The sequence below is a fragment of the Streptomyces sp. AC602_WCS936 genome (assembly GCF_019049125.1).
In the GTDB taxonomy this organism is placed as follows: Bacteria; Actinomycetota; Actinomycetes; order Streptomycetales; family Streptomycetaceae; genus Streptomyces.
This window is the reverse complement of sequence record NZ_JAGMUF010000086.1, coordinates 1-3,362: the sequence shown is the minus strand read 5'-3', so window position 1 is coordinate 3,362 and position 3,362 is coordinate 1. Positions and strand designations below refer to the sequence as shown.

Annotated in this window: 3 protein-coding genes and 1 pseudogene; 2 read left to right on the top strand and 2 right to left on the bottom strand. The window is 68.0% G+C overall.

The window, feature by feature from the left end:
• Nucleotides 1–212 precede the first annotated feature (212 nt).
• Entirely contained in the window at nt 213–731 is a 519-nt protein-coding gene (locus KUM03_RS24910) for a hypothetical protein (protein ID WP_254399847.1), read from the top strand.
• Between the two features lie 468 nt (nt 732–1,199).
• On the opposite strand, the gene KUM03_RS24905 is transcribed toward KUM03_RS24910, so the two are convergent.
• Nucleotides 1,200–1,871 carry a hypothetical protein gene (locus KUM03_RS24905; protein WP_217251530.1) on the bottom strand — a complete coding sequence of 224 codons (672 nt, stop codon included), beginning with the start codon at nt 1,869–1,871 and terminating at the stop codon, nt 1,200–1,202.
• 243 nt (nt 1,872–2,114) lie between these two features.
• Nucleotides 2,115–3,182 (bottom strand): TniB family NTP-binding protein, encoded by a 1,068-nt coding sequence (locus KUM03_RS24900; RefSeq protein ID WP_308406406.1) that lies wholly within the window; start codon nt 3,180–3,182, stop codon nt 2,115–2,117.
• Between the two features lie 71 nt (nt 3,183–3,253).
• Here KUM03_RS24900 and KUM03_RS38555 point away from each other — a divergent pair.
• Nucleotides 3,254–3,362 (top strand): annotated as a pseudogene (locus tag KUM03_RS38555) (IS481 family transposase); the annotation flags it as partial.

The window sequence follows — 3,362 nt, the reverse complement described above, 5'->3', positions numbered from 1 at the left end:
CTGGGAACGACGCGACGACATCCACGAAGCCTTCCTCAGCCTCGCCATCTGCCTGATCACCCACCGCCACGTCCAACGCCTTTGTTAGGACCTCTTAGGCCGCGTATCGAGTCGTGATCATGTGATTGCGCAGTGCGGTCGCGAGCAGGGCGCCAGCGGTTTCTCTCACCTGCGAATTTACCCATCGGGTGTACTGAGCGATACTGACTCGCATGCACCACTCGCTCACGCACTGGGACAGTCCCTTCATCAACTTCAAGGACTTCCAGTTTCCAGACGGCCGTGGACACGGATTCCGGTGGGTGCACATCAAGCGATTCCACCTGCCGGCCGGCACGCCAACCGACCGGGAGCTGCTGGCCGCCCTGATCGCGCACCCGGAGTTCCGCGACACCTATGACGGAGCCGGCGTCTGGCTTGAACCACGTCACGGCCAGTGGTGGTCGGACCGGATCACTCCCAGTGCATACACAGCCATCGACGAGTCGACCGCGACCAGCACGGTTCATACCTGGGCCACCGATGGCGCCCCCCTTCCCTCAGGCCTCGACATGAGGTTGCGCGAGGCGGTCTACGAACCAATCCGCCAAGCAACGAGCCTGTACGCGCTAGAGGCCCTCCCCGACGACGCGTGCCACGACTACGGCCCGATCCACATCGAGTTTCACGAGCTCGTCCTCATCGACCGCCGCATGGGCACTCTCGCCCTCCTGGTTGCTGGCGACGACTGAAACAGTTGCCTCCACCGAGATCAGATCAGCCGACCGCGTCGCATGCTGAGCGCTCCAGTCGCAGACCCTGCCGACCGAACACGTCAGCGGGACGTCACTTCGCGGGATGCGCTCTCGTGGCGAGCCCTGGCACGATAAATCGTCCTGCGTGACGCAAGTGCAACTGACTGACGGAGACCGGGAGTTTATCGGCCCATACCTGCCGGTCGGCGAGTGCGGCCCGTATCCCGAACTTGTGTATGACCGGCCGTTGTTGTAGTGGGTGTGCTGGTTTTCTGGCCTGTGTGTGTTCAGGTTGATTGGCTGGTGCGGGGGTGCGGGAGTGGCTGGCCCGGAGGTGCTGGCGGCTGTTGGGTTGAGGTGTCGGGGCTGTCCTTGCGTGCTTGTGGCGTGGGGCTTTCTCGGTTTGGTTGGGTTTCGCTGGTGTGCCTGGTTGTACTGATTTTTTGTGCAGGTGTAGTGGCCCGTCTATTGGCATTCGTGTCGGGCGGGTTGCTGCTGGGTGTGGATCCAGGTCCAGAGCAGGTCGTCGGGTGGGAGCACGAGCCGGTCGAGGCCGAGGGTGCTTGCGGTGTGGCCGAGGAAGCCCGGGTCGGCCTGGGGGCGGGGTGTGCGTGAGAGGTGCCGGGCGAGGGTGACGGTTTCGGGGTAGGTGACCGCGTCGCGGGCGGTGAGGGTCCAGGACTTGCCGCCTGCGGGTGGTGGGTTGGTGGCGGCGAGGCGGGGCAGGCGGTTGTGCCAGCGTCGGGTGAGGTGTTGTTGGTGGTCGTACCAGCGGGTGGTGATCGAGCTCGCCCACTGGTAGGCGGTGGTGGCGTCGGGCCGGCGTGTGAGGCGCCTGTGGGCGTGGTGGGCCTGGGAGAGCTCGGGTAGTGCGCAGGTGTTCAGCGGAGCACGGTGGCTGGACGGGGTGGCCCATTGGTAGTGGCGGGGGCACAGACGCTGGTGTGCGGGGTGGTAGGCCCATGCCTGGGTGGTGGTTCCGTGGGTGTGGTGGAGGGTGCACTGCGGGCAGGTGCGGGTGGGCTGGTCGGCGGGTTCGAGGTGGTGCCAGCGGGCGGTGGCCCGGCGCGGTATCGGGCTGCCTGGCCTGGAGGGCTTGCCCAGGGTGAGGTGCAGGTGGGGGACGCGGGTGAACACGGCGAGGTGGTGGATAGCTGCGGGGGAGAGGGCGAGCTCCCTCGCTGCTTGCGGGAGTGGTGCCTGGGCGGCCGTGGACGGTGATGCCGATGCCTTCGAGTAGTTGGCGTGGGTCAAGGCGGTAGATGCCGGCGAGGCGGTCGAGGTAGGAGGCAACCGATTCGTGGCGTACCGGGCTGACGCGGAGCGCCCCGGCGGGTGGCGTCGGGCGCGGGATGTGTGTGGTGAGGCGGCCTGGCGGGGTCACGGCCGTTCCGGTGTGGGCGGGAGCTGGGTGCTGTGTCGGGTTGGGCGCCGTGTGGTGGTGCGTTTGGCCGGGTATCGGGGTCGGTTGTTCTCTTCGGCGAGGTGGTCGAGGGTGATGGCCTCCAGGCTGGCTTTGGTGATGCGTTCGCTGCTGTCGAGGATGGCGGTGATGGCGGCTTGGCGTAGGAGGCGGGCGAGGCTGCCGATGCGTCCGCCGGTGCGGATGTGGAGGTAGGCGGCGAGGCGGGGCAGGGTGCCGAGCCGGTGGCGGGTGAGGTCGAGGCAGGCTTCCATGGCGGCGACGAGGTCGCGGAAGGGCAGGGTGGTCCCTCGTCGGGCGGGGATGGTGTCGCAGTCGATGAGGGTGGCACGGCCGGCGAGCTGGGCGCCGCGGGTGCCTGTGAACAGGGACGTGGTGGTGACGTCGATGCCGGCGTAGACGAAGGTCGCCCCGATGCGTTCGGTGAGGTCTTTGAGGAGGTCGGTGGCTTCGGTGCCGCTGCTGGTGTGGGGGTTGAGCCGGTGGACCTCGTCGATCATGACGAGGCGTACGCCCGCTCGCGTGTAGGTGTCGCAGACCGTGGTCATGATCTGGGCCTGCGTCATCCGGTGGGTGACGGGGATGCCGAGGAAGCGGGCGAACTCCGCGGCCAGGGTCTTCGCGCTGGCGCCGGGCGGGACGAGGACGTACGCGACGGGCATCTGGTCGCGGATGCCGGTGCGGGCGGTTTCGGCGAGGTGGCAGGTCCGGCCGACTTGCAGGAGCGCGGTGGTTTTCCCGGTGGTCGGGGGGCCGGTGACGATCAGGCAGGGGCGGGCGGTGGCTCGTTGGTGCCGGCCCAGGACCATGAGAGTGCGCACCGTGGTCGTGATCGTGTCGATGGCCGGGGTGCGGACGGTCACGAAGTCGGAGTGGTAGGCGAGCCGCTCCTCTGCGCTGCGAGGCGGTGCGCCGGCGTCGGGCGGCGTTGTGGGAGGCGTGTCGACGAACTGCTGCCAACCTTGCCACGTCGTCGGCGCCGGAAATTCGTTCAGGTTGTACTCCGGATTCGGCTCTTGCTTCACCACTGCTCTGCCTCTCGCCGCGCGTCGTAGACGCCGAAGCCGCCAGCCGCCGCTGTTGCGGCCCAGTCCTGGACTCCGTCTTCGTCGACGTCAAGAAGCTCGGCCGGATCCCCGACGGCGGCGGCCACAAGGTCCTGGGCCGCCAGGCCGCCGGGCCACCCGCAGCGGCATGGGCTCCGA

Excerpts from the sequence above, each read along its gene's own strand:
- KUM03_RS24910 (WP_254399847.1), top strand. The coding sequence starts at position 213 with ATGCACCACTCGCTCACGCACTGGGACAGTCCCTTCATCAACTTCAAG.